The sequence below is a fragment of the Suipraeoptans intestinalis genome, from assembly GCF_009696485.1.
GTDB classification, from domain to species: Bacteria; Bacillota; Clostridia; order Lachnospirales; family Lachnospiraceae; genus Suipraeoptans; species Suipraeoptans intestinalis.
The window spans coordinates 765,971-784,666 of record NZ_VULY01000018.1 but is presented as its reverse complement, the minus strand read 5'-3'; the positions used below and the strand labels follow the sequence as shown (position 1 = coordinate 784,666).

Annotated in this window: 20 protein-coding genes and 1 tRNA gene; 19 read left to right on the top strand and 2 right to left on the bottom strand. The window is 51.0% G+C overall.

Annotated features, from left to right (window positions below):
* Nucleotides 1-35 precede the first annotated feature (35 nt).
* Nucleotides 36-2,315 carry an LPXTG cell wall anchor domain-containing protein gene (locus FYJ34_RS04375; RefSeq protein ID WP_154476560.1) on the top strand — a complete coding sequence of 760 codons (2,280 nt, stop codon included), beginning with the start codon at nucleotides 36-38 and terminating at the stop codon, nucleotides 2,313-2,315.
* Between the two features lie 289 nt (nucleotides 2,316-2,604).
* Nucleotides 2,605-2,685 (top strand) — tRNA-Leu (locus tag FYJ34_RS04370).
* Between the two features lie 111 nt (nucleotides 2,686-2,796).
* Here the strand turns inward: FYJ34_RS04370 and ybaK are convergent.
* Complete coding sequence (ybaK, locus tag FYJ34_RS04365) at nucleotides 2,797-3,261, bottom strand: Cys-tRNA(Pro) deacylase (protein ID WP_154476558.1); 465 nt, start codon at nucleotides 3,259-3,261, stop codon at nucleotides 2,797-2,799.
* Between the two features lie 450 nt (nucleotides 3,262-3,711).
* Between ybaK and FYJ34_RS04360 the strand changes: the two genes are divergently transcribed.
* The 17 genes from FYJ34_RS04360 to FYJ34_RS04280 all read left to right on the top strand — a co-directional run bounded on the left by FYJ34_RS04360 (nucleotide 3,712) and on the right by FYJ34_RS04280 (nucleotide 17,802).
* A complete protein-coding gene (locus tag FYJ34_RS04360; protein ID WP_154476556.1) occupies nucleotides 3,712-4,491 on the top strand; it encodes an HAD family hydrolase in 780 nt (259 codons plus the stop codon).
* A 293-nt stretch (nucleotides 4,492-4,784) separates the two neighbouring features.
* A complete protein-coding gene (locus tag FYJ34_RS04355) occupies nucleotides 4,785-7,310 on the top strand; it encodes a glycyl radical protein (RefSeq protein WP_154476554.1) in 2,526 nt (841 codons plus the stop codon).
* Nucleotides 7,311-7,312: 2 nt separating this feature from the next.
* On the top strand, nucleotides 7,313-8,107 hold the full coding sequence (locus tag FYJ34_RS04350) for a glycyl-radical enzyme activating protein (protein ID WP_154476552.1): 795 nt from the start codon (nucleotides 7,313-7,315) through the stop codon (nucleotides 8,105-8,107).
* Nucleotide 8,108: 1 nt separating this feature from the next.
* Nucleotides 8,109-8,471 carry a BMC domain-containing protein gene (locus FYJ34_RS04345; RefSeq protein WP_154476550.1) on the top strand — a complete coding sequence of 121 codons (363 nt, stop codon included), beginning with the start codon at nucleotides 8,109-8,111 and terminating at the stop codon, nucleotides 8,469-8,471.
* Between the two features lie 160 nt (nucleotides 8,472-8,631).
* A complete protein-coding gene (locus FYJ34_RS04340; RefSeq protein WP_154476548.1) occupies nucleotides 8,632-9,435 on the top strand; it encodes a class II aldolase/adducin family protein in 804 nt (267 codons plus the stop codon).
* An 18-nt stretch (nucleotides 9,436-9,453) separates the two neighbouring features.
* Nucleotides 9,454-9,936, top strand: a complete 483-nt coding sequence (locus FYJ34_RS04335) for a GlcG/HbpS family heme-binding protein (RefSeq protein ID WP_154476546.1) — start codon at nucleotides 9,454-9,456, stop codon at nucleotides 9,934-9,936.
* Nucleotides 9,927-11,315, top strand: a complete 1,389-nt coding sequence (locus tag FYJ34_RS04330; RefSeq protein ID WP_330582529.1) for an aldehyde dehydrogenase family protein — start codon at nucleotides 9,927-9,929, stop codon at nucleotides 11,313-11,315. Before FYJ34_RS04335 ends, FYJ34_RS04330 begins: the two co-directional genes overlap by 10 nt.
* A 10-nt stretch (nucleotides 11,316-11,325) precedes the next feature.
* Nucleotides 11,326-12,531 carry a zinc-binding dehydrogenase gene (locus FYJ34_RS04325; RefSeq protein WP_154476544.1) on the top strand — a complete coding sequence of 402 codons (1,206 nt, stop codon included), beginning with the start codon at nucleotides 11,326-11,328 and terminating at the stop codon, nucleotides 12,529-12,531.
* A 14-nt stretch (nucleotides 12,532-12,545) separates the two neighbouring features.
* A complete protein-coding gene (locus tag FYJ34_RS04320) occupies nucleotides 12,546-12,860 on the top strand; it encodes a BMC domain-containing protein (RefSeq protein ID WP_154476542.1) in 315 nt (104 codons plus the stop codon).
* Nucleotides 12,861-12,908: 48 nt separating this feature from the next.
* Nucleotides 12,909-13,184 (top strand): BMC domain-containing protein, encoded by a 276-nt coding sequence (locus tag FYJ34_RS04315; protein WP_154476540.1) that lies wholly within the window; start codon nucleotides 12,909-12,911, stop codon nucleotides 13,182-13,184.
* Nucleotides 13,185-13,206: 22 nt separating this feature from the next.
* Nucleotides 13,207-13,734: a BMC domain-containing protein gene (locus FYJ34_RS14155; RefSeq protein ID WP_154476538.1), complete on the top strand. Its 528-nt coding sequence runs from the start codon at nucleotides 13,207-13,209 to the stop codon at nucleotides 13,732-13,734.
* 82 nt (nucleotides 13,735-13,816) lie between these two features.
* A complete protein-coding gene (locus tag FYJ34_RS04305) occupies nucleotides 13,817-14,095 on the top strand; it encodes a BMC domain-containing protein (protein ID WP_154476536.1) in 279 nt (92 codons plus the stop codon).
* Nucleotides 14,096-14,224: 129 nt separating this feature from the next.
* Nucleotides 14,225-14,845: a phosphate propanoyltransferase gene (gene pduL / locus FYJ34_RS04300; protein ID WP_416389712.1), complete on the top strand. Its 621-nt coding sequence runs from the start codon at nucleotides 14,225-14,227 to the stop codon at nucleotides 14,843-14,845.
* Nucleotides 14,846-14,849: 4 nt separating this feature from the next.
* Nucleotides 14,850-15,107 carry a EutN/CcmL family microcompartment protein gene (locus FYJ34_RS04295; RefSeq protein WP_154476532.1) on the top strand — a complete coding sequence of 86 codons (258 nt, stop codon included), beginning with the start codon at nucleotides 14,850-14,852 and terminating at the stop codon, nucleotides 15,105-15,107.
* A gap of 5 nt (nucleotides 15,108-15,112) precedes the next feature.
* Nucleotides 15,113-16,447, top strand: a complete 1,335-nt coding sequence (locus FYJ34_RS04290; protein WP_154476530.1) for a 4Fe-4S dicluster domain-containing protein — start codon at nucleotides 15,113-15,115, stop codon at nucleotides 16,445-16,447.
* A 16-nt stretch (nucleotides 16,448-16,463) separates the two neighbouring features.
* On the top strand, nucleotides 16,464-17,012 hold the full coding sequence (locus tag FYJ34_RS04285) for a BMC domain-containing protein (protein ID WP_330582528.1): 549 nt from the start codon (nucleotides 16,464-16,466) through the stop codon (nucleotides 17,010-17,012).
* A 25-nt stretch (nucleotides 17,013-17,037) separates the two neighbouring features.
* On the top strand, nucleotides 17,038-17,802 hold the full coding sequence (locus FYJ34_RS04280) for a DeoR/GlpR family DNA-binding transcription regulator (RefSeq protein WP_154476528.1): 765 nt from the start codon (nucleotides 17,038-17,040) through the stop codon (nucleotides 17,800-17,802).
* A 19-nt stretch (nucleotides 17,803-17,821) separates the two neighbouring features.
* Here the strand turns inward: FYJ34_RS04280 and FYJ34_RS04275 are convergent, their stop codons facing one another.
* Nucleotides 17,822-18,679 carry an AraC family transcriptional regulator gene (locus FYJ34_RS04275; RefSeq protein WP_154476526.1) on the bottom strand — a complete coding sequence of 286 codons (858 nt, stop codon included), beginning with the start codon at nucleotides 18,677-18,679 and terminating at the stop codon, nucleotides 17,822-17,824.
* Nucleotides 18,680-18,696 lie beyond the last annotated feature (17 nt).

Here is an 18,696-nt window from a genome sequence, read left to right as displayed (position 1 = left end):
AGGAGCTAGGATTCAAAGTCAAGAGAGGAAAAGAAATGAAAAATTGCAAGAAAAGAAACAGGGGATTCGCTTTTCTGACAGCAATGGCAGTGGCATTGGGGATGCTGTTGCCAAAAGCGGTGGTCGTCCAGGCGGCGGATGAACTACAGGTGGCACAGTACACTCAGACGAGCGGGACGGCAAGCTGTGGAGCCGCTCAGAATACCGCCACATTCAATGGAAGCTGGAAGGCCTCCATTCCTATGGGAAAGGTGATGCAGGGGATTGAAACCCAAATGAGACTGGCGGCAGTTAACGGATTCTATCCGCACGGAAAGGATGGAGCCAACACGATTGCCTATGTGGAATACACGGTAACCTTTCCGGCAGGCGCCGTCATTGACAGCGCTGCCATTCAGAAGACCAACGCCACATCCATGTTTAATACCGCTGCATTTTCGCATAATGTCAGCGGACAGTCGGTGACCTTCAAATTTCCGTTGAAGGATGTAAACTGGCCGGGCATCTACGAATATTACCTCAAGGATGGGGGAGGAGCCTCAGACAAGACGATCGATATCACTATTCCCTATACCGTTACAGCGGGGAGTCTGGACGAAGCAAAGGAATTTGAGAAGCAGACTGTCACGGCTAAGGGAGAGTTTGAGACGCATGCATCAGGAAGCTTTCCTTGGGCGTTTTCAAAGGTGGTTTATGGAACAGATGTCAGCTCGCAGCCTTTGGCGCCGGGATTTTCAGCGGCCAACTGCTTTGGACAGCCAAGCAACGAGGATGTAAAGCAGCAGCTGGATCTGGACGCGGATCTGAAGCTTGGGGATGATACGGGAAATACGGCAGTCACGAAGCAGAAGACGGAAGAAATGGATTTTGTGGGGACACTGGACGTAAAAGCCATCAAAGAACAGATGGCAAAGATCGAAAATACCTACGCAGGTGCAGAAGCCTCAAATATCAAATTGGAAAATCTGGAGAGTACCTTTACAGCCAGCTTGATGTTGCCATACGAGTTAAGCTTCACAAAAACAGAGGCGACGCTTTCCGGCGCGAACGGGGTGTTTGAGGTCGGACAGACTACGCTGGAGAATGCTGACAGGGTGGCGGTAGTCACCCTCAAGCTGGCGGGAGCCGAAAGCATAACCAGCTATGATAAGCTTCGGGATGCCATCAACCGAATGGACGATGAGCTGAAAGTCACCTTCCGGACAGTTAAATTTAATGAAGCGGCGGAAGGCGGCAAAACTTATGAGGTAACGGGCCTGGTGACCGGACGGATGGAAGCAAAGGCAACCCATACCGTTTCCGGAAAAGCGATCAATTTTAATTTACAGTGGGACGGAAAGCAGTCGGAAGGCGGAAAAAGCGTAGCCAATCCGGGAGAGATCGCAATTTCCGTGCATTATCCGGCAGCGACGGAGCAGACGATCCAGAAGACGGGAAATCTGGACGGAGACCTGCTGGTAAATGAGGATACCCAGCACACCAAGGTTCCGGTATTCAAAAAAGCAGATACGTTTAAGGTAACGGGACTTCTGAATGTAAGGCCGATCAAGACGCAAATGAAGCAGGTAGAGGACGCCTATCAGGCAGACCAGGTTGCCACGAATATCGCCATCAGCGATATACATCATGCATTTACAGCATCTATGGAGCTTCCGGAAGGACTTCGGTTTACGGAGAATGCAAAGGATCATATTGAGCTGAAGGGAGCCAATGGAAAGTTCAAGATCTCCGATGCGAAGATAGAGGGAAAGAAACTAAGCGTTACTATGGTGGTTGCCGCAGAAGTAAATACATTTAAGGAAATCAAGGAAGCGGTAGATGGAGTAGAAGATCACTTAAAAGTGGAAGTTGGCGGTGTGACATTTGCAGACGATGCAGTGAGCGGACAGAATTACACGATAAAAGGGGATGTGACAGGAGTCTTCCAGGCAAAGGCAACGCACAAGCTGACGGGAAATGTGATCCGTTTCGATTATAAGTGGAAGGGAGTTCAGCTGGACGGGGGAGAAGATTCCACAGATCCGACCACAGATGCCATTCAACTGACAGTAAAATGTCTTGCGGAAAAAGATGTTCCGGCAGATCCAAAAGATCCTTCCAAGCCGGCAGATCCCAAAAAACCTTCTAAGCCGACGGATCCAAAAAAACCTTCCAAGCCGGAAGTTCCGGGAAAGGTTGCCGGCGTGAAGAAATCAACAGCGGCTCCCAAAACGGGAGATTCTCCGAAGGTTCTGCTCTATTCCGGGGCAATGCTGCTTTCGATCGCAGGAGGGATCCTGGTATTCACGAAAAGAAAAGAGGAACAGGGAATATAGAACCACTGAAAGCGGGAAAGATCCTGCTTGACTGCCTTGGCAGCCGGATCACCGGAGAAACAGACACAATTTCTGCCATCAGCGAAAGCTGATGGCAGTTTTGACGTTCGTTTTGTGTTTGAAATGGATTTGTGATCGGGATCCTAGGATGCCTTTTGGGCTGATAGGACAAAAAGGCTTTTCAAAAGGCTTTCATGAGCCTTCTTTATTGAAAAAGAATTGACAAAAATCGCTAAAAAAAGTAGAATAGGGAGTGCCCTGTTTTCATCATTTGACCTGGAACAGGCATGCGGATGTGGCGGAATTGGCAGACGCGCTAGACTTAGGATCTAGTGTCCATGACGTGCAGGTTCAAGTCCTGTCATCCGCATCGGAACAGATACGGTAATTGATACAATTTGTCAGTTGCCGTATCCTTTTTTTTTATTGCGCTTTCGGAAGCAAGAGAAGAACATCAGAAGGCACAGGAAAGAATTCTCCCCTAAGTCAGATCTGCCACGCCAAAAGGAAGGATCTGTTTGAGAGACTCAAGAGACAATTCCACCTGATGGCCGATCTTTCCGCCGCTGAAAATGATGGTAGGAAAGGCGAGAGCCTGCTGATCGATAAAGGTAGGAAAAGACTTTTTCATACCAATGGGAGAGCAGCCGCCATGGATATATCCGGTTAGCGGCAGCAGTTCCTTTGCCTTCAGCATTTCTATTTTTTTCTCTCCCGCTGTCTGAGCGGCTTTTTTAAGCTGCAGCTCCTTGCAGACAGGGATCATAAACACATAATATTTTTTGGAAGCGCCGACAGCGACCAGCGTCTTAAATACCTGTAAAGGATCCTGATGAAGAATGGAGGCGACCTCTGTTCCGCTGAGGGCGTCGGTATCGCTGTAGTCATGGGTAGTGTAAGGGATTTTCTTTTGATCTAGCAGGCGCATCACGTTTGTTTTCAGCATAATAGTTCGTCTCCTTTTTGCCTGGAATCTATCAAGGCTGTCTGTTGCAGAAGAAAACTGCCTGTAAAAAGGCGGTGGGTACAGCCTAGGTAAATTGTAGAAAAGAACGAGCGGAATTTCAAGGTGTTTTTTAACAGAGGGACGGAGAAAGCGGATCTGTTGCGAAAAACAGTTGACGGGTCAGATAATGTAACCGGATCATGAATACATTTAAGGGAAGCGAAGAGCAGATGTGCCAACGGGTTCTTGCGAGGAGTCCGAGGAGCCTGTGACTTTTTGAAAGTAGAAATCTCCGCAGGAGTTTGCTATAATGACGCTGGATGTACAGAAAATCCAAAGAAATGCAAAGAGATCCAAAGAAATACAGGAAGAAGGATAGGTCTGCCCTGAAAAATAGAACGGACAAAGAAGGGAAGCGGGGAAAGGAATTCGACGGAAAGGGAAGAAAGCATGAGAAAGAAATGTATTGTCAGTGATCTGGATGGAACCCTGTTAAAAGAGGGGGAAGAGAGGCTTCCAGAAGAATTTTTCGACGGGATTCGGGAGCTGAGATCCCGGAAAATAGACTTTGTGGTAGCCAGCGGCAGATCTTACGGAGATCTGAAAAAATTGCTTGCGCCGGTGCTATATGAAGTGACCATGATCTGCGAGGAGGGAGCCGCGATCATACAGAAGGGAAAGATGCTCCATTGCAGACCCATTTCCCGGGAAACGGTAGAACACTGGGTGAAGGAGGCAAAACGACAGAAAGCGGAGCTTTTGCTGGCAGGGAAACACACCTGCTACACAGAATACGAAAATGAAGGGCTAAGAAGCAGGTATCAGAAACAAAGAAGAGCAGTCATGCCCGTCCGGGACGTCAGGGAAGTGACAGAACCGGTGCTTCGAATGTCGTTTTTTCTGGGATCGGGGGAAAAAGGAGGCTGGATCAGAAGGAAGGGGGAGAAAGATCACGAGGTACGGATCAGCTTTCAGGATGAAAGCTGGCTGGATCTGGTTTTGGCGGAAGCAGATAAAGGAAGCGCGCTGCAGTGGCTGCTGAAGGAGAGAGGGCTGTCCGTAGAAGAGGTTCTGGTATTCGGGGACAATACCAATGATATTCCCATGTTTCATTTGGTGCCGGACAGCTTTGCCATGAAGTGGGCAAAGGAAGAGGTGCGGCGGGAGGCGGGCTACGAAAGCGCCTGCGTCATGGAAAGCGTGAGAGAGTTTCTGAAACGGCAGTTGTAGCAGGAAATCCAGAGAGGAATCGGCAGACAGCCCGGTGAGGTCGGAAGAGGCAATTGCATTTTCAGTAAGAAAAATTTGGGCGTAACGGGAAAAAGAAAGGTAGTTCGTAATAGCAGCAGTCAGGAGAAAGAGTCTGGCTGCTGTTTTTTGTGGTGTATTTGTGGGTTGTGGTGGGAAAAGCGATAGAACATCCTTGACAGGACAATAAAAACAACATATAATCAACATAAAATACAATAAAAACAACATATAATTCATAAAAAGCCAATAGAACACACAAAATGGAGGGAAGAATGGGAAAGTATAACAGTACAGACATTCCAAAGACAGACCGGATTCCGGCCCTGGTAGAGCATTTGTATGCCAAAATGCCGGAGATCGAATCCGCCAGAGCGGTGCTGCTGACGGAATCCTACAAGGAAACAGAGGGAGAACCGATGATCCTGCGCCGGGCGAAAGCATTCGCCCATATTTTGGATCACATTCCAATCCTGATACGTCCCCAGGAATTGATCGTAGGAAGCACCACGCTGGCTCCGAGAGGGTGCCAGACCTATCCGGAATTTTCTTACACCTGGCTGGAAGAGGAATTTGATACGGTAGAGACCAGAGCGGCAGATCCTTTTTACATTGCAGAGGAAACGAAACAGAAGCTGCGGGAGGTACACCGCTACTGGAAAGGAAAAACCACCAGTGAACTGGCCGAGCATTATATGGCGGAGGAAACCAAAAAAGCCATCGCTCACAATATGTTTACTGCCGGGAATTATTTCTATAACGGAGTGGGTCATGTAACAGTCAAATATGAAATGGTACTGCAAAAAGGGTATCAGGGCATTATGGAAGAGGCACAAAAAGAATTGGAGAGCTGTCAGGTGGGTGATCCTGACTATGCCTCCAAGTCCAGATTTTTGCAGGCGGTTCTGATCAGCTGTGAGGCTGCGATCCGTTATGGGAAACGATACGGAAAGCTGGCAGGAGAGCTGGCTGCCAAAGAAGGGGAGCCAAGGAGGAAGGAAGAGCTTCTTAAGATCGCAGAAAACTGCAAAAATGTGCCGGAAAAGGGGGCAAAAAGCTTCTATGAAGCATGCCAGAGCTTCTGGTTTGTACAGCAGCTGATCCAGATAGAATCCAGTGGGCATTCCATCTCTCCGGGAAGATTCGATCAGTATATGTATCCCTATTATAAGGCGGATCTGGAGGCGGGAAGGCTGACCAGAGAACAGGCACAGGAGCTGATCGACTGTATCTGGGTCAAGCTCAACGACCTGAACAAATGCCGTGATGCTGCCAGTGCGGAGGGATTTGCCGGCTACAGCCTGTTCCAGAACCTGATCGTGGGAGGACAGGATACAGAGGGGCGTGACGTGACCAATGATCTTTCCTTTATGTGTATTCAGGCGTCTCACCATGTATTTCTGCCGCAGCCGTCTCTGTCTATCCGGGTGTGGAACGGTTCGCCGCAGGATCTTCTGATGAAGGCAGCAGAACTGACCCGGACGGGGATCGGGCTGCCGGCCTATTACAATGATGAAGTGATCATTCCCTCTTTGATGAGCAGGGGGCTGACGCTGGAGGACGCCAGGGATTACAACATCATCGGCTGTGTGGAGCCTCAGAAGGCAGGAAAAACGGAAGGGTGGCATGACGCAGCATTCTTTAATATGTGCCGTCCGCTGGAACTGGTGTTTTCCAACGGAATGGACAGAGGAGAGCTGGTAGGCGTCAGGACGGGCGATGTGGAGCAGATGACCACCTTTGAAGAAGTTTATAAAGCCTACGAAGCGCAGATGAATTACCAGATCTCTCTTCTGGTCAATGCAGACAATGCCATCGACGTGGCGCATGCACAGAGATGTCCGCTTCCTTTCCTGTCGTCGATGGTGGACGACTGTATGAAGAAAGGAAAGACGGTACAGGAAGGCGGAGCCGTCTATAACTTTACCGGTCCCCAGGGCTTTGGGATCGCCAATATGGCAGACTCCCTGTATGCCATCAAGAAGCTGGTATTTGAAGAAAAGAAGGTGACTCTGGGAGAATATAGAAAGGCAATGGCCTTGAATTACGGAGAAGGCCTGGACGCGGTCAGCATGACAGAGATGGCGGTGGACATCCTGAGAGAACTGGAGAAACAGGGACAAAAGACGGGGCCAAAGGAAGTGGAAGCTGTGGTCAAAGCCTTAAGTCAGGATCTGATCCCGGAAGAAGAAAAGCAGAAATACAGGAAGCTGCGGCAGTGGATCGACGAGGTTCCCAAATTCGGGAACGATCAGGAGGAAATTGATGAATTTGCCAGAGAAGTGGCATACCTTTATACAAAGCCGCTTCCATACTACCGTAACCCAAGAGGAGGAACCTATCAGGCAGGGTTGTATCCGGTATCGGCCAACGTTCCTTTGGGAGCCCAGACGGGAGCAACCCCCGATGGACGGCTGGCGCACACACCGGTGGCGGACGGAGTTTCTCCCTCTGCTGGAAAGGATGTGTATGGGCCCACGGCGGCTGCCAACTCGGTGGCGAGGCTGGATCACGGAATTGCCTCCAACGGAACTCTTTTTAACCAGAAGCTGCATCCTTCCGCCCTTAGCGGGATCAAGGGACTGGACAACTTCGTCAGTCTGATCCGCTCCTACTTTGACCAGAAGGGAAGCCACATGCAATTTAATGTGGTAGACCGGGAAACGCTTTTGGATGCACAGAAACATCCGGAAAAATATGCGCATCTGATCGTGCGGGTAGCAGGATACAGCGCATTGTTTACCACACTTTCCAAGTCCTTACAGGACGACATCATCAACCGAACAGAGCAGGGAATCTAATTATGGAAGACTACAGACAGACAAAAGGAAGGATTTTTGATATCCAGAGATACTCTATCCACGACGGCTACGGCATCCGGACCATTGTGTTTTTAAAGGGATGTGTTCTAAGATGCCGCTGGTGCTGCAATCCGGAGTCCCAGGAATATCGGATCCAGACCATGATAGTAGGCGGGAAGGAAAAGATCATGGGACGGGATGTGACGGTGGAAGAAGTCATGGAAACAGTAGAAAAAGACCGCCCCTATTACCGGCGCTCCGGAGGGGGACTGACCCTTTCCGGCGGAGAAAGCCTTTGTCAGCCGGAGTTTGCCAGAGATCTTTTGAAGGCTGCCAAATATGCGGGGATCTCTACTGCCATGGAAAGCACCGCCTGCGCGCCCTATCAGGCCATCCGGGAACTTCTGCCGTATCTGGATCAGTATCTGCTGGATATCAAGCACATGGATCCTGGGAAGCATAAGGCCTACACCAGAAAGGACAATCGGCTGATCCTGGAAAATGCAAAGAAAATCGCAGTGTCGAAAGCGACAGAACTGAATATCCGGATTCCGGTGATCCCGGGCTTCAATGACACAACGGAAGAGATCCGGGCCATCGCCTCCTTTGCGAAAGAACTGGCGGAAGTCAAACGACTGTTTCTCCTGCCGTATCACAGACTGGGGCAGGACAAATACGAAGGTCTTGGGAGAAACTATCTGATGGGAGACGTACTTCCTCCCACCACGGAGAAGATGGAACGACTGAAACAGGCGGCAGAGTCGGCGTCCATGCTGGCGTGTCAGATCGGAGGGTGATATGGAATACAGAGACAGTGAAAAACAAAGGATCGTACAGGAGCTGGTACCGGGAAAACAGCTGACGCTGGCACATATCATCGCCAATCCGGATCGAAGCCTTTATGAAAAAGTAGGGCTGGCTCCCGGAAAGGAAGTAAAAGCAGCCATTGGGGTGCTGACGGTGACTCCGGCGGAGACGGCCATTATCCTGGCGGATATCGGAATGAAGGCTTCCGGGATCCAGATCGGTTTCCTGGATCATGTCAGCGGATCACTGGTGATCACAGGAAGTGTATCAGAGGTAGAAGCCTCGGTCTGTGCCATTCTGGAGTATGCCAGCAGGAAGCTGGATTTCAGTGTGTGCGAGATCACCAGAACCTAGATGACGGGGAAATGGGATAGAAATCCGGGAAAAAGATCTGAAACGGTTAAAAACAACATAAAACAACACATAAACAGTTGACATTATGTTGTATTTAGATTAAAATACAAAAAGAACCAAGAAAAACAAATAAAATGATCATTCCAGGGAGGAACAAGCGATGTTGAATGAGTACGAAATAAAAAAACAAATGTGTGAGATCGGACGAAGAGTCTACAACCGAAACATGGTTGCCGCAAACGACGGGAACTTTTCTGTAAAGCTGAACGACAATGAGTTTTTGTGTACCCCTACCGGAGTATCCAAGGGATTTATGACGCCGGAATATATCTGCAAGGTCAATGCCAAGGGAGAAGTGATCCAGGCAAACAAAGGCTTCCGTCCTTCTTCTGAGATTCTGATGCATATGAGGGTCTATGAAAAACGGCCGGATGTAGGAGCGGTAGTACATGCCCATCCAACCTTTGCCACCAGCTTTGCTATTGCCGGGATCCCGCTGACCCAGCCCATTATGCCGGAAGCAGTCATTTCCCTGGGATGTGTTCCTATCGCAGAATACGGAACTCCTTCTACGGTAGAGATTCCGGACAATGTAGAAAAGTACCTGCCGTACTATGACGCCGTACTTTTGGAAAGCCATGGCGCCCTGACCTGGGCACAGGATCTTCTGTCTGCTTACCACAAGATGGAGTCGGTAGAATTTTATGCAGAACTGCTGTACAAGTCCAAAATGCTGGGCGGACCGAAGGAGTTTGACAGCCAGACGGTAGAAAAACTGTACGAGATCAGAAGAAAGATGGGAATTCCGGGAAAACACCCGGCAGACCTTTGCCAGAATAAAAACGGAAAGAACTGCCACAGCTGCGGATGCCAGAGTCAGAGCAAGCCGAAGACAGAGGCGGCAAGCAATGCCGATCTGGTAGCCTCCATTACCGCAAAAGTGATGGAACAGCTGGGAATGTAGTGCAGGCAGGGCAGACAGATGAAAGAAGAAAGGGTAGCAAGGCTTGTAAAAGCAGCCTGGGGCGGAAGCCGGGATAAGCGTCTGGGAATGACCCTGGAACTGGCGGCTGCCCTGGTGGAATGTGTAGAAGACCGGGCAGAAGAACTGGGACTTGCCATCGTCAGCGCCGTTTCAGATGCGTCGGGCCATCCCATACTGGTGCGCAGTATGGACGGGGCTTACCGGGGAAGCTACGATGTGGCGGTCAATAAGACCTACACAGCCGTTGCCTTTCAAAGGTCTACCAGTGAACTGGGAAAAGCTGCACAGCCGGGACAGTCTCTGTACGGGATACAGTTTACCAACCATGGCAGGATCGTTCTGTTTGGCGGAGGCGAGATACTGCAGGAGAACGGAAAGATCATCGGAGCGTTGGGAATCAGCGGCGGAAGTGCAGAACAGGATGAAGGACTGGCTGTGTACGGGAAGAAGTTATTAGAGGAGGTGGTTTCGTGCCGATAAATGAGGAACTGCTGCAAAATATCGTGCAGGAAGTGGTGGCAAAGCTGGAGATCCGGAAAGATGCAGCCACGAAGCACGGAGTGTTTGAGGAGATGACAGAGGCCATCGAGGCGGCGAAAAAAGCGCAGCAGATCGTAAAACGGATGACCATGGATCAAAGAGAAAAGATCATTTCTGCCATTCGCAAAAAAACAAAGGAGCAGGCAGAGGTCATGGCCCGCATGGGCGTAGAGGAAACCGGAATGGGTAACGTGGGTGATAAGATCCTGAAGCATCACCTGGTGGCAGAAAAGGTTCCGGGGACAGAAGACATTAAGACAGAAGCTTATTCGGGAGACCGGGGGCTGACCCTGATAGAAATGGGACCGTTTGGGGTGATAGGAGCCATTACACCCTGTACCAATCCCAGTGAAACGGTGCTTTGCAACACCATCGGAATGCTGGCAGGCGGAAATACGGTGGTATTTAATCCACATCCGGCAGCGATCCAGACATCCATCTATGCCGTCAATCTGATCAACGAGGCTTCTCTGGAGGCAGGCGGGCCGGACAATATTGCGGTGACTGTCAGAAAGCCTACCATGGACAGCAGCAATGTGATGATGAAGCATCCGGACATTCCGTTGATCGCGGCGACCGGAGGACCGGGCGTGGTAACGGCGGTACTTTCTTCCGGGAAGCGGGGGATCGGAGCAGGAGCAGGAAATCCTCCTGCACTGGTAGACGAAACGGCGGACATTGCCAAAGCGGCAAGAGATATTGTAAACGGATGTACCTTCGACAACAATCTTCCCTGTATTGCAGAAAAAGAGGTGGTGGCTGTCAGCGAGATCACAGATGAGCTGCTCCATTATATGCAGACAGAACAGGGATGTTACCAGATCAGTCAGGAAGAACAGCAGAAGCTGACAGAGCTGGTGCTAAAAGGCGGCAGGCTGAACCGCAAGTGTGTGGGCAGGGATGCAAAGACGCTTTTGGAAATGATCGGCGTGTCTGTGCCTGACGGGATCCGATGCATTATTTTTGAAGGACCAAAGGAGCATCCCCTGATCGCGGAGGAACTGATGATGCCTATTCTGGGGATCGTAAGGGCAAAGGACTTTGAAGACGCGGTAGAACAGGCGCTCTGGCTGGAGCATGGAAACAGGCATTCCGCACACATTCATTCCAAGAATGTGGATCGGATCACCCATTACGCAAGGATGCTGGACACGGCGATCCTGGTAAAAAACGGGCCCTCTTACGCAGCATTGGGATTTGGCGGCGAAGGCTTTTGTACCTTCACCATAGCCAGCAGAACCGGCGAAGGACTGACCAGTGCCAGCACCTTTACAAAACGGCGTAAGTGTGTCATGTCCGAAAGTCTTTGTATTCGGTAAGGAGGAAACAATGAATAGCAATGTGAATGTAGAAGAAATCGTAAAACAGGTGCTGGCCAACATGATGGCGGAGCCCTCCGGCATGACTGCTCCGGCAAAGGGACAGGAAGCCATTCCCCAGACGGCAAGGGTGGCCATGCTGACAGACCTGGAGCATTATGACATCAAGGAATTCCCCCTTCCGGAAGTAGGAGACGGAGACATTCTGGTAAAGGTAGAAGGCTGTGGGATCTGTGGAACGGACGCCCATGAGTTTAAACGAGATCCCTTCGGACTGATCCCGATAGTGCTGGGACACGAGGGTACCGGAGAGATCGTAAAAATGGGAAAACATGTAAAAAAGGACAGTGCGGGAAAGGATCTGCGGGTGGGAGACAAGGTGGTAACTTGCATGATCTTCAAGGACGATCCGGATATTACCATGTTTGATATGAACAAGCAAAACGTAGGCGGGGCAGATGTATATGGCCTGCTTCCGGACGACGAGATCCATTTTAACGGCTGGTTCTCCGACTATATCCTGATCCGAGAAGGCTCTACTGTATTTAACGTAAGTGACCTGGATCTGTATTCCAGAATCCTGATCGAGCCCTCTGCCGTACTGATCCACGCGGTGGAACGGGCAAAGACTACCGGGATCCTGCGGTTCAATTCCAGAGTCGTGGTACAAGGATGCGGCCCCATCGGACTGATCTGTATCGCGGTGCTGCGGACGATGGGAATTGAGAATATCGTAGCAGTAGACGGAAATGCAAAACGGCTGGAATTTGCAAAAGAGATGGGAGCGATGAAGTCGGTGAACTTCCAGGAGCACAAGGGTCTGGAAGCGCTGACTCAGGGAGTGAAGGAGCAGTTTGACGGACATCTGGCAGATTTTGCTTTCCAGTGCACCGGAAACCCCATGGCGCACGCCAATATCTATAAGTTTATCCGGAACGGAGGAGGCTTGTGCGAGCTGGGATTCTTTATCAACGGAGGAGACGCCACCATCAATCCTCATTTTGATCTTTGTTCCAAGGAAATTACGCTGGTAGGTTCCTGGGTATATACGCTGAGAGATTATGCCACCACCTTTGATTTCCTGAAACGGGCAAAGGGGATCGGCCTCCCGATGGAAAAGCTGATCACAGACACCTATTCTCTGGAAGAAATCAATGAGGCCCACCAGAAAAATCTGGCAATGACGGGACTGAAGATCGCCATCATTAATCGGTAACGGAGCGCATGGATATGAAAGAAGCAGTAGGAATCCTGGAAGTATATGGTCTGGTCTGCGCCTTCCTTGCAGCGGATGCAGGATGCAAGGCCGGGAATGTACGATTGGAATATTTCGATAAAAATAAGCCGGGAAATGCAGAGGAGCTGCCGGTACCCCTTCTGGTCACGGTAAAGTTCAGAGGTGCTGTGGCAGACGTGGAAGCGGCGCTTACGGCGGCAAAGGAAAAGGCATCCCAGGTAACGGGAGTGGTACAGAGCTATCTGATCCCTAATCCCACCGGGGATACGGAAAAGATGTTAAAGCTAAATGCTTTTGACAAAAATTAGAACGCATTTGTAAAAAAACTTGTAAAAAAGAAAACGGAGGAATGTCACATGGCACAGGAAGCATTGGGAATGGTAGAAACAAGAGGACTGACGGCGGCGATCGAGGCGGCGGATGCAATGACAAAGGCAGCGGAGGTAGTCCTGGTAGGGACAGAAAAGATCGGTTCCGGTCTGGTAACGGTGATGGTAAGAGGTGATGTAGGAGCGGTAAAGGCAGCAGTAGAAAGCGGCAGTGCAGCGGCAGGAAGACTGGGAGAGCTGGTAGCAACACATGTGATTCCAAGACCTCACTCAGACGTAGAGAAGATCCTGCCGGGCGTATAATACAAAGACAGGGAGAGGACCCATGGGAAAGTCATATGGATTTGTAGAAATAACCGGAGTGGTGGCGGCGATTGACGCACTGGACATTATGTGCAAGACGTCGGGAGTTACGCTGGAAACCTGGGAAAGAAAGCTGGGAGGCCGACTGGCTACCATCATCGTCAGCGGAGACGTTGCCTCCGTCAAGGAAGCAGTGGAAGCCGCAAATACCCAGGGAATCAAAAAGCCGGTGGCATCCGGGGTCATCGCCAGTCCCCACATGGAGATACAACGTCTGGTGGCGCTTAGCGCCAGCCGGTTCCGGACAGATAAGACGGAAGCAAGGACACAGGCAGCGGTGGAGACAACGCCCACAGAAAGCACAGACAAGCAGGCAGCCGGGACGAAAGGATCGGCAGAAAGCGCGAGAGAGGCAGAAGAAACAGAACCGGTAGACAGCACAAAAGAAGTACAAAAAGAAGCGCTTCAGAAAGCAGAAAAGAAGCCTGAAAAAAAGGCTCAAAAAAAGGAGCAGAAGAAATACCAGAAGAAGAATCAACCGAAACGGTAAAGAAAGCCCCGGGAAAGATCCGAAAAGATGAGACGGATCCGCAGGGAAAAGCAGACACAGAGAACAAAAGGAGGATATGAACATGGCACAGGAAGCATTGGGAATGGTAGAAACCAGAGGATTGGTAGCGGCAGTGGAAGCAGCAGACGCAATGTGTAAAGCAGCAAACGTAACACTGGTAGGGACAGAAAAGATCGGTTCCGGGCTGGTAACGGTAATGGTAAGAGGAGACGTAGGCGCTGTAAAGTCTTCTGTGGAAGCAGGAGCAGACAGTGCGGGAAGACTGGGAGAGCTGGTGGCAACACACGTGATCCCAAGACCTCATACAGATGTAGAACAGATTTTGCCAAAAGTAAAATAAAAGAGAAAACGAATTCCGGCCATACCCTGCAACGCAGCTGCTTGCAGGGTATGGAACCATAACGGGCAGACAGCCGGGGAAAGGGTGGAACCTAGTTTGGAAACGAAAGAAATTGCAGTCATAACGAGAATGGTATTGGAGGCGATGGAAAAAGAACGGCCTCAGAAACCGGGCTTTGAAGTCCCGGTAGGGATATCTGCGCGGCATGTGCATCTGACGCAGGAGCATATAGAAACCCTGTTTGGAAGCGGATATCAGCTGACGAAGAAAAAAGAACTGATGGGCGGACAGTTTGCATCAAATGAAACGGTGACCGTCGTCGGTTTAAAGCTTAGAGCGATAGAAAATGTAAGAGTACTGGGACCGGCCCGGAAAGCTTCCCAGGTGGAGATTTCCGCCACAGACGCCGTCCGGCTGGGAGTTAAGGCGCCTGTCAGAGAGTCGGGAGACACGAAGGACTCCGCCCCCATTGCGGTGGTAGGACCCAAGGGAGCCATCTATCTGAAGGAGGGCTGTATCGTGGCCATGCGCCATATCCATATGTCCCCAAAGGATGCAGAGGCGGCAGGGGTCAGAGATAAGGAAGAAGTGTCCGTGCAGGCGGACAATGAGAGAGGAACGATCCTCAGGCATGTGAAGATCCGGGTGGATGAAAGCTTTACGCTGGAAATGCACATAGATACAGACGAGGCAAATGCCTGTGGGATCCGCCAGGGGCAGACGGTAACGATCTTGCAGAAAGGACGATAGATTCATGCTGGTTGGAAAAGTGGTGGGAAGTATCGTTTCCACGAGAAAAAGTGAAAAGCTCATAGGAAATAAATTTATGATCGTAGAGCCGCTGGAAAAAGGAGGCGGCTCGGAAAGAGGAAGCTTTGTAGCCATTGATCATATTGGAGCCGGAGTGGGAGAAACGGTTTTGGTAGCAACGGGAAGTGCGGCAAGGATCGGATGCGGCATGGAGTCGGCGCCGGTGGATGCGGCGATTGTGGGAATTGTAGACGAGGCATAGAAAAGATGAAAGAGATTCAGGAACTAAGAGACCGGATCCGCCGCCTGGGAGTGGTGGGCGCAGGAGGCGCAGGGTTTCCTACCTATGTGAAGATGGATGAAAAAGTGGATACACTGATCCTGAACTGTGCAGAATGTGAGCCTTTGCTGAAGCTGCACAGGCAGCTGTTGTCCCGGAGGGCGCAGGAGATCCTGGAAACACTGGCAGAGATTGCCCGGATAGTCCAGGCAAAACAGGTGGTTATCGGTATCAAGCGGGAATATACTTCCACGGTCAGAGAACTGGAGCGATGGAAGGAAGCATTTCCCCAGATCCGGATCCATCTGCTGGACGGGGTGTATCCCATGGGAGACGAGATCGTCCTGATCTATGAAGCTACCGGACGGGTGGTAAGGCCGGGAGGCCTCCCCATAGAGGAAGGGGTAGCGGTACTGAACGTGGAAACCGTTTTTAATATTTACCGGGCGCTGAAGGAACAGGAGCCGGTGGTAGAAAAGCTGGTATCTGTGGTGGCGGAAGTAAAGCATCCATCCACCGTTTCGGTTCCGTTGGGGACATCGATCCGGGAAGCGGCAGAGATGGCCGGAGGGGCAACACTGAAAGATCCGGTCTACCTGGTGGGCGGCCCTATGATGGGAACAGTCAAAACCGCAGAAGATGTGGTAACCAAAACCACCAATGCGATCCTGGTACTGCCCAGGGAGCATTATCTCATCCGGAAAAAGGAAAGCAATCCGTCTATCGAGCTGAAACGGGCGGCGTCTATCTGCTGTCAGTGTCAGGCCTGTACGGATCTTTGCCCCCGGCATATGCTGGGACATCCCATTACGCCCCATCTGTTTATGCGGGCGGCTTCCAATCAGGATTTTCAGGACAACCATCCTTTTGTAAACACTTTGTTCTGTTCCTCCTGCGGGGTCTGCGAACTGTATGCCTGTCCGCAGGAATTATCCCCCAGGACGCTGATGGGAATTTATAAGGGCGGACTGAGAAAATCAGGAGTCCGGCCGCCGGTGGCAGAGGCAGAGCCGGTCCGTGCGATCCGGGAATACAGGAAGCTTCCGGAGGAACGGCTGATGGCAAGGTTGGATCTGACCCGGTATGATACGGAAGCGCCCCTTGTGGAGGAGACGGGATATCAGGTAAAAGAAGTGAGGATCCCTCTTTCACAGCATATCGGAGCGCCGGCAAAAGTAATCGTCCGGCCGGAAGAACAGGTAGAGAAGGGGCAGATGATCGCCAAACCGGACGAAGGGCTTAGTGTGGGGATTCATGCGTCTATCAGCGGAAGGGTAGTGTCAGTGACGGAAACTTATGTTACAATAAGAAGCGTAGGATAGAAAGGACGAACGTGCAGTGAACAAGGCAATAGGAATGATCGAGTTTAAGACGGTCGCATCGGGGATCACAGCTACCGACGCAATGGTAAAGGCGGCGCAGGTGGAGATCATAGAAGCGCAGACGGTCTGTCCCGGAAAATACATTGCGATCGTAGCGGGAGAATTAAGCGGGGTAAAGGCGGCCGTTGAACTGGTGCAGACACAGTACCCCATGCATTTGATCGGCGATTTCGTTCTGGGAAATCCACACGAAGATATTTTCCCGGCACTTTATGGAAGCTCCCAGGTGGGAGACATGCGTGCTTTGGGAATTTTGGAGACGTATGATGTGGCATCAGTGATCGTGGCGGCGGACGTGGCGGCCAAGACGGCAATGGTCAGACTGATCGAAGTCAGGGTGGCAAAAGGGATGTGCGGAAAGTCCTATCTACTTCTGACGGGAGAGGTTGCGGCAGTGGAGGCGGCGATCGAGGCGGGAAAAAGGAGCGTGGGAGAAAAGGGAATGCTTTTGGACGCTTCCGTGATTGCCAATCCTGATGCAAAGCTGATTCGTACAATCCTGTAAAGAAACGGATCAAAGGAGAAAGGCAATGCTGGCACTGGAAAGAAGAAAAGAGATCTTAAAAAAGCTGCAGGAAGAAAAAAAAGTGATCGTGGGAGAGCTGAGCCGTCAGTATGACGTTTCAGAGGAGACCATCCGAAGAGATCTGGAGAAGCTGGAAAAAGAAGGACTGGCTGTAAAAAGCTACGGCGGAGCGGTACTGAACGACAGCACCAGTATTGAGCTGCCCTTCAATGAAAGAAAAAAGCACAATGTGGAAGGGAAGCAGAAGATCGCAAAGCTGGTGGCGGATCTGGTAGAAGACGGAGAGCATATTATGCTGGACGCCAGTTCGACTGCGGTATTTATTGCCAAGGCAATGAAAAAAAAGGAGCAGCTGACTGTGCTGACCAATTCCATCGAGGTGCTGCTGGAGCTGGCAGACACGGAGGGCTGGGAAGTGATCTCCACCGGAGGCGTACTAAAGGACAGATATCTGGCGCTGGTGGGAGCCAAGGCAACAGAGGCAGTGCAGCAGTATCATGTAGAAAAAACCATTATTTCCTGCCGGGCTTTGGACGGGGACAAAGGATTTTCCGAGAGCAACGTGGAGTTTGCCCAGATGAAGCAGGCCATGATGAAAGCGGGAAGACAGGTGATCCTGGCGGCAGACAGCAGCAAGCTGTACCGGTTTGCTTTTGCCAAGGTAGGAGATCTGAAGGATATCGACATCCTGGTGACGGACGAAAAGCCGGACGCCAGAATGCAGCGTCTGCTGGATGCGGCGCAGGTAACATGCCTCTATCCGGAGTAGAGGGAAAAAACAGAAACAGCTATTGCAGGGGCAGGCGCAGGTATTTTCTTGGCGTCAGCCCCTTATATTTTTTAAAGGTTTTAGAAAAATAGCTGACGTCGTTAAAGCCACAGCTAAGGGCGATCTCCGTGACAGACTCATCGGAGGTGACCAGCTTGAAACAGGCCTGCTCGATACGGTAATAGTTCAGATAATCTATGGGGGTGCGGTGGGTCATTTCCTGGAAAAACCGGCAGAAATACCGGGGATTCATGCCGGCGGTCCGGGCAAGATCCTCCAGCGTCAGGCAGTCGGCATACCGGTCGTCGATCAGGTCAAAGACAGCCCGCAGCTGCTCCATCCGTCTGTGATTTTTCCGGGAAGACAGGGGGCGCTCCGTATAATAGTGACGCTCAAACACACACCCAAAAAACTGATAGAGGGCGCCGGTAATGATCAGCTCTCTGCCGGAGGAGGTGTTGCGCATGGTGTCAAACAGCGTCCAGACGATTCGATGAAGATCGTCCCGGGTATCCGGAAAGCAGGAGTTGACCCAGACGGCATTGCTGCACACCTGGCCCAGCAGTTTCTTTCCGGCTGTATTGCTTTTGGCAAGGGCGTGCAGATCAAACACGATGCACTCGTAGACGCAGGAGGAGGGGATCCCGCCGTGAAGGGCGCCGCTGGGGACAAATGCTAGGTCGCCGGCGCGGATCAGGAATTCCTTGTCCTCCATGGTCATCAGAAACTCTCCTTTCAGCACGCGGATCAGCTCACATTCCATGTGCCAGTGGTAGGTCATCTCATAGCGGGGATGGCTGGGCGTCACGTGATAAAATTCCACAGGGAAGTCAAAGGTTCCGTGTTTTTTTCGTTCATGGTATTCAATATATTTCATTTTGGGCTCCTATGCAA

What these genes read in the sequence shown, in the direction of transcription:
- FYJ34_RS04375 (WP_154476560.1), top strand. Translation starts at nt 36, where the DNA reads ATGAAAAATTGCAAGAAAAGAAACAGGGGATTCGCTTTTCTGACAGCA.
- ybaK (WP_154476558.1), bottom strand. Translation starts at nt 3,261, where the DNA reads ATGCTGAAAACAAACGTGATGCGCCTGCTAGATCAAAAGAAAATCCCT.
- FYJ34_RS04360 (WP_154476556.1), top strand. Translation starts at nt 3,712, where the DNA reads ATGAGAAAGAAATGTATTGTCAGTGATCTGGATGGAACCCTGTTAAAA.
- FYJ34_RS04355 (WP_154476554.1), top strand. Translation starts at nt 4,785, where the DNA reads ATGGGAAAGTATAACAGTACAGACATTCCAAAGACAGACCGGATTCCG.
- FYJ34_RS04350 (WP_154476552.1), top strand. Translation starts at nt 7,313, where the DNA reads ATGGAAGACTACAGACAGACAAAAGGAAGGATTTTTGATATCCAGAGA.
- FYJ34_RS04345 (WP_154476550.1), top strand. Translation starts at nt 8,109, where the DNA reads ATGGAATACAGAGACAGTGAAAAACAAAGGATCGTACAGGAGCTGGTA.
- FYJ34_RS04340 (WP_154476548.1), top strand. Translation starts at nt 8,632, where the DNA reads ATGTTGAATGAGTACGAAATAAAAAAACAAATGTGTGAGATCGGACGA.
- FYJ34_RS04335 (WP_154476546.1), top strand. Translation starts at nt 9,454, where the DNA reads ATGAAAGAAGAAAGGGTAGCAAGGCTTGTAAAAGCAGCCTGGGGCGGA.
- FYJ34_RS04325 (WP_154476544.1), top strand. Translation starts at nt 11,326, where the DNA reads ATGAATAGCAATGTGAATGTAGAAGAAATCGTAAAACAGGTGCTGGCC.
- FYJ34_RS04320 (WP_154476542.1), top strand. Translation starts at nt 12,546, where the DNA reads ATGAAAGAAGCAGTAGGAATCCTGGAAGTATATGGTCTGGTCTGCGCC.
- FYJ34_RS04315 (WP_154476540.1), top strand. Translation starts at nt 12,909, where the DNA reads ATGGCACAGGAAGCATTGGGAATGGTAGAAACAAGAGGACTGACGGCG.
- FYJ34_RS14155 (WP_154476538.1), top strand. Translation starts at nt 13,207, where the DNA reads ATGGGAAAGTCATATGGATTTGTAGAAATAACCGGAGTGGTGGCGGCG.
- FYJ34_RS04305 (WP_154476536.1), top strand. Translation starts at nt 13,817, where the DNA reads ATGGCACAGGAAGCATTGGGAATGGTAGAAACCAGAGGATTGGTAGCG.
- pduL (WP_416389712.1), top strand. Translation starts at nt 14,225, where the DNA reads ATGGTATTGGAGGCGATGGAAAAAGAACGGCCTCAGAAACCGGGCTTT.
- FYJ34_RS04295 (WP_154476532.1), top strand. Translation starts at nt 14,850, where the DNA reads ATGCTGGTTGGAAAAGTGGTGGGAAGTATCGTTTCCACGAGAAAAAGT.
- FYJ34_RS04290 (WP_154476530.1), top strand. Translation starts at nt 15,113, where the DNA reads ATGAAAGAGATTCAGGAACTAAGAGACCGGATCCGCCGCCTGGGAGTG.
- FYJ34_RS04280 (WP_154476528.1), top strand. Translation starts at nt 17,038, where the DNA reads ATGCTGGCACTGGAAAGAAGAAAAGAGATCTTAAAAAAGCTGCAGGAA.
- FYJ34_RS04275 (WP_154476526.1), bottom strand. Translation starts at nt 18,679, where the DNA reads ATGAAATATATTGAATACCATGAACGAAAAAAACACGGAACCTTTGAC.